A 5,319-nucleotide genomic window follows, 5' to 3' on the forward strand; every position below is an offset into this window, starting at 1 on the left:
GGTTTTTCCCTTGCCCCGCCTTATGCCTACGCTTCTAACCGGGCCGCTCCGCCCTCTAAACGGGCTCCGCCGAGCAGGCCACCACAGTCTAAGGACCGTAACGTTAAAAGCCCAAGTGCGGGGCTTTTAACGTTACGGCCACTTAGCCTGGGTGGCCTAACCGCTCGGCTCCGCCCTCTCTCTTGTGTTTTCCTACTCAATTCGTTAGAATAGTTGGTGATTTAAGATGGGCTTTTACCGGTCCAGGTTTTCGAAAAGAGGGGTGCCTTATGAGTTCACTCGATAAAACAATGCATTTTAGTTTCGCGGAGGATCAAAGTAAAAACGTCCGGGAAACTCTGCAAACCGTTTACAAAGCGCTGGAAGAGAAGGGCTATAACCCAATCAATCAGATCGTTGGTTACTTGCTTTCTGGCGACCCGGCCTATATTCCCCGTTACAACGATGCCCGGACGCTCATTGGCAAACATGAGCGGGACGAAATCATCGAAGAACTGGTCCGCACGTATCTCCACCAAGAGCTGAAGTAATGCGCTTGATGGGGTTAGACGTGGGTTCCAAGACGGTGGGTGTAGCTGTCAGCGACCCCCTTGGCTGGACAGCCCAGGGGGTGGAGATCATTCCCATCGACGAGGGTCAGCATCAGTTTGGACTGGACCGGGTGGCTGAACTGGTTGACCAATATGCGGTCACCGGATTCGTTCTGGGGCTGCCGAAGAACATGAACAATTCCATCGGCGAACGCGCCGAAAAATCCCAGGCCTATGGTCAATACTTGACGGATCGGTTCCACCTGCCCGTCGACTTCATCGACGAGCGTTTGACGACCGTGCAAGCTGACCGGATGCTCATTGAACGCGCGGATGTTTCGCGAAAGAAACGTAAAAAAGTCATCGATAAAGTCGCCGCGGTCCTGATTCTGCAAAACTATCTGGACGCCGGCGGCAAACTAACGAAAACGGCACAATAGAGGAGACTACCATGGCTGAAAAAAACCATATTCACGACGGCGACGAACTTTCTGACAACCAACGCCAGATCACCTTGGTCGACGATGAGGGCAACGAAGAGTTGTTTGAAGTGCTGTTCACCTTCGATTCTGAAGATTACGGCAAGTCCTATGTCCTGTTGTATCCGGCTGGGGCGAAGGCCGACGAGGAGATCGAGATTCAAGCGTTCTCCTTCACGCCGGATGACGAAGGTTACGCCACAGCGGGTGACCTATACCCCATCGAAGACGATGCGGAGTGGGACATGGTCGAAGAAGTTTTGAATACGTTCATGGCCGACAGTGAGGACGACGACGAGGAGTAGTCACTGACCGCCCAGAATCGCGTGGTGCAGGGGACAAGCGTCCTTGGTGCCACGCGATTTCTTTCGCCCCCTGCCGACTTATGGTAGACTGGTCATTAATGTACAGAAATTGGAGGTTTCTTCGTGGCTGACGATAAGCGACGCTACAAAGCCCACATCGGCAAAAAGACGTATACGATCGTCGGTCCCGGCAGCGATGAATTCATGGCCACGGTGACCGCGGTGCTGAACAACCAGTTAGACCAGATCAAGTCGCTGGCACCGCAGCTGTCGGAAACTGACGCAGCCATTCTTTTGGCGTTCAATACGATTTCCGATTCCATCAAATTGAAGGACGAGATCAAGACGTTGCAGGCCCGCTTGGCGGATCACGACGATGTCCCCCCGTCCTCAGACCAGGAGTAGTGGCTTTTTTCATGTTGAGTTTAGTGATCATTCTGATTCTTCTTTACGGCATGTACGGCGGCGCCCGCCGCGGTATTTATCTGCAAGGCATGTACGCGGCCGGCTATTTGCTGGCATTTGCGGCCGCCTTGCTGGGTTATCGCGCCCTGGGACCGCATTTGGATCTGTGGGTCCCGTACCCGTCCGCAAGTATGAACAGTTTCTTCGCTTTCTTCACCACCACGGCCGGGCTAGATTTGGACCAGCCGTATTACAACGCCTGTGCCTTCCTGTTCATTTTCTTGGTTGGCTGGCTGCTCGTGCACCTGGTGATGCTCTGGTTCACGCCGATGCAATTCATGCCGGTGACTGATTCCCTGAACACGGTGGGCGGTATGCTGCTGGGCTTCATTTGCCAGTACGTGGCTGTCTTCATGGTCGTGTACTTCGTTGCACTGATTCCAGTGAACGGCCTCCAGCACGCGCTGGCGAATTCTTGGATGAGCCGCATGCTGATGGCCACGCCAGGATTGGCCCAGGCTTTCTTGCACTGGTGGGTATTGAGCGTGTAACGGATGAGGATAGAAAGCAGGCAGTCATTGCGGCCGCCTGCTTTTCGTTGAGAGATATTTTTAGAAAGTGGGTAATGCCATGCATACCAGAGTGTTAGCAACTCTGGATTATCCTGAGGTTCTGCACCGGTTGGCCGCGCATACCGTCAGCGATGCAGGAAAGCGCCTGGCCTTGGCGCTGACTCCAGACGACACCGTGGGCAGTGTCCAGCAGAACCTGGACCGCACCGCCGACGCCGTGACCTTGCACCGGCTGAAGGGCGGCTTCCCCATTACCAAGACGGTGGATATCACGCCGCACCTCAAGCGGCTGGCCATCGGGGCGACCCTGAGCGGTACGGAACTCGCGCAAATTGGCCGCGTCCTCGCGGTGGCGGCTTCAATCAAGGATTTCTTCTCTGACTTCGCTGACGATGATGCCAAAAACGACACCCCGCTGCTGCGGGCCTTGCCGGCGCTGGTCGACCAGATGATTGATCTGCCAGAAGTCAGCCGGGCGCTGAAACGGGCGTTGGATGAGGATGGGACGGTCCTCGATACCGCTAGCAGCACGCTTCAGGGCATCCGCACCGGCATGCGCCAAACCGAGGGCGCAGTGCGCACCCGCCTGGAGCAATACACGCGCGGAGCGGAGGCCAAGTACCTGACGGACGCCATCATCACGCTGCGTGACGACCGTTACGTGATTCCCGTCAAGGCGGAGTACAAGAACCGTTTCGGCGGCATCGTTCACGACCAGAGTGCCAGCGGCCAGACGTTCTATATCGAGCCCCAGGCTGTCCTGGAGATGAACAACCGCTTGCGGCAGCTGCAGATTGATGAAAAACGGGAGATCGAGCGCATTCTCGCCGAGCTGGCCGCCATGGTTGCCCCTTATACGGAGCAGCTGAAGGCCAACGCCACCATCTTGGCGGAGTTGGACCTCGTTAACGCGAAGGCGCAGTACGCGGCCGAAATCAAAGCCACCGAGCCGATTATTGACGACCAGCGGCACGTGGATCTGATCCAAGCCCGCCACCCGCTGATCGATCCCCATACCGTCGTTCCCAATGACATCTATTTGGGTAAGGACTTCCACACCATCGTCGTCACCGGTCCCAATACCGGCGGGAAGACGATCACGCTCAAGACGCTCGGCCTGTTGGAACTCATGGCGCAATCCGGCCTCTTTATTCCGGCTCAGGAAGAAAGCCATGTGGCCATTTATGACGAGATTTTAGCCGACATCGGGGACGAACAGTCGATTGAACAAAGTCTGTCTACCTTTTCTGGTCACATGAAGAACATCATCAAGATCTTAAGCGTGGCCACGGCTAAAAGCTTGGTTCTATTCGATGAGTTGGGCGCCGGTACCGATCCCCAGGAAGGGGCCAGCCTGGCCATCGCCATCCTGGATTACCTGGGTGCTAAAGGCCCGGACGTGGTCGCCACCACCCACTATCCGGAACTGAAGGTCTATGGGTATAACACGCCCCAGACGATCAATGCCAGCATGGAGTTCGACATCACCACACTCCAGCCGACGTACCGTCTGCTCATCGGGACCCCGGGCCGTTCCAACGCGTTTGATATTGCCGCGCGCCTTGGCTTGGAACCGGAGATCGTGGACCGGGCCAAGCAGCTGCTGGACGGAGAAAGCCAGAACCTGAACGAAATGATCGGTGACTTGGAGAACCAGCGCAAGGCTGCCGAAACGGAATACCACGAACTGCGTCATGAACTGGATGAAGCCACCACACTGCACACCCAGCTGAACAGTGCCTTCGAAGATTTTCTGAAAGAAAAAGACGCCCAAATGAAGAAGGCTCAGCAGCAAGCCGACCAGTTGGTGGATAAGGCTCAACAGAAGGCGGACAAAATCATCGCCGATCTGCGCCAGGCCCAATTGACCGGGGGCGGCGGCACGGTCAAGGAAGATAAGCTGATTGCCGCCAAGACAGCGCTGAAGAACCTGCACAGCACGCCGTCACCGACCAATAACCGGGTCTTGCGGCGAGAAAAGAAGAAGCAAGCGCTGCGCCCTGGCGACGATGTCCAAGTAGCCAGTTACGGGACCACCGGGACACTGCTCAAGAAGGCCGACGACACCCATTGGGAAGTCCAGATGGGGATCTTGAAGATGAAGGTACCCACTGCTGAATTGACCAAGGTGGCGGCACCGGAAGACACGGAGCCCAAACGGCACATCGTCAATGTCCGCAACAGCGGGCCCGCCGTGTCACCGACCCTGGACCTGCGGGGCAGTCGGTACGAGGAAGCCATGCATGACCTCGACCAGTACATGGACGAGGCGTTGCTGGCCAACTATCCTACGGTGACGATTATCCACGGCAAGGGCACCGGCGCCATCCGCAACGGCGTGCAGGAGTATCTCAAAGCGCATCGGCAGATCAAGAGCTTCAAGTACGCGCCGCCGGAAGCCGGCGGTGATGGGGCGACCATCGTGACGTTTAAATAACGCTTCACTTATTTTTTGTAAGTGTTGAATTTTGAGCGGATATTTGCTAAACTTATGTAAGTAAAGAAAGGGAGTGACACCTTGGTAAAAGCTGTAACAGATAAGACTTTTGACCAAGAGACCGATCACGGCGTTGTCCTGACCGATTTCTGGGCCACTTGGTGCGGCCCGTGCCGCATGCAATCCCCGGTCATCGACAAGCTGGCCGATGAGCGCAAGGATGTCAAGTTTACGAAGATGGACGTGGACGCTAACCCGGACACCCCGAAGAAGTTCGGGATCATGGCCATCCCGACGTTGATCGTCAAGAAGGACGGCAAGGTCGTGGAGCAGCTGGTCGGGTATCAATCCAAGGAACAACTGGAGACCACGCTTTCTAAGTACACAGATTAATCAGAATGAAGAAAGCCGGACACTGAGCATGGTGCCCGGCTTTTTGTGTTCTGAGTACCAGGAGAGAAATTCGCGAGGCCCGGCGATTTGGGCCGATACGGCGTTGCGCTTTGCGCGGCCGCCTCGTGAACCAGGAGATGATTCGCGAGACCCGGCGATTTGGGCCCTCCGGCTGGCTGGGGCTGGAACGTAGCGGGC

At 56.2% G+C, this 5,319-nt stretch carries 7 protein-coding genes; all 7 read left to right on the plus strand.

The window, feature by feature from the left end; translation table 11 throughout:
• The first annotated feature begins 269 nt into the window (after nucleotides 1-269).
• The 7 genes from L248_RS14820 to trxA all read left to right on the plus strand — a co-directional run bounded on the left by L248_RS14820 (nucleotide 270) and on the right by trxA (nucleotide 5,121).
• A complete protein-coding gene (locus L248_RS14820; RefSeq protein WP_027828187.1) occupies nucleotides 270-530 on the plus strand; it encodes an IreB family regulatory phosphoprotein in 261 nt (86 codons plus the stop codon).
• The gene (gene ruvX / locus L248_RS14825) at nucleotides 530-970 is read left to right on the plus strand and encodes a Holliday junction resolvase RuvX (protein WP_040537152.1); all 441 of its coding nucleotides are present in this window, start codon (nucleotides 530-532) and stop codon (nucleotides 968-970) included. Before L248_RS14820 ends, ruvX begins: the two co-directional genes overlap by 1 nt.
• An 11-nt stretch (nucleotides 971-981) precedes the next feature.
• The gene (locus L248_RS14830; RefSeq protein ID WP_022531075.1) at nucleotides 982-1,314 is read left to right on the plus strand and encodes a DUF1292 domain-containing protein; all 333 of its coding nucleotides are present in this window, start codon (nucleotides 982-984) and stop codon (nucleotides 1,312-1,314) included.
• 123 nt (nucleotides 1,315-1,437) lie between these two features.
• Complete coding sequence (locus L248_RS14835; protein ID WP_022531076.1) at nucleotides 1,438-1,719, plus strand: cell division protein ZapA; 282 nt, start codon at nucleotides 1,438-1,440, stop codon at nucleotides 1,717-1,719.
• 11 nt (nucleotides 1,720-1,730) lie between these two features.
• The gene (locus L248_RS14840) at nucleotides 1,731-2,270 is read left to right on the plus strand and encodes a CvpA family protein (protein ID WP_022531077.1); all 540 of its coding nucleotides are present in this window, start codon (nucleotides 1,731-1,733) and stop codon (nucleotides 2,268-2,270) included.
• Nucleotides 2,271-2,349: 79 nt separating this feature from the next.
• Nucleotides 2,350-4,728 carry an endonuclease MutS2 gene (locus L248_RS14845; protein ID WP_040537153.1) on the plus strand — a complete coding sequence of 793 codons (2,379 nt, stop codon included), beginning with the start codon at nucleotides 2,350-2,352 and terminating at the stop codon, nucleotides 4,726-4,728.
• 81 nt (nucleotides 4,729-4,809) lie between these two features.
• Complete coding sequence (trxA, locus tag L248_RS14850) at nucleotides 4,810-5,121, plus strand: thioredoxin (RefSeq protein ID WP_040537155.1); 312 nt, start codon at nucleotides 4,810-4,812, stop codon at nucleotides 5,119-5,121.
• Nucleotides 5,122-5,319 lie beyond the last annotated feature (198 nt).

Source organism: Schleiferilactobacillus shenzhenensis LY-73 (genome assembly GCF_000469325.1).
Taxonomy (GTDB): Bacteria; Bacillota; Bacilli; order Lactobacillales; family Lactobacillaceae; genus Schleiferilactobacillus; species Schleiferilactobacillus shenzhenensis.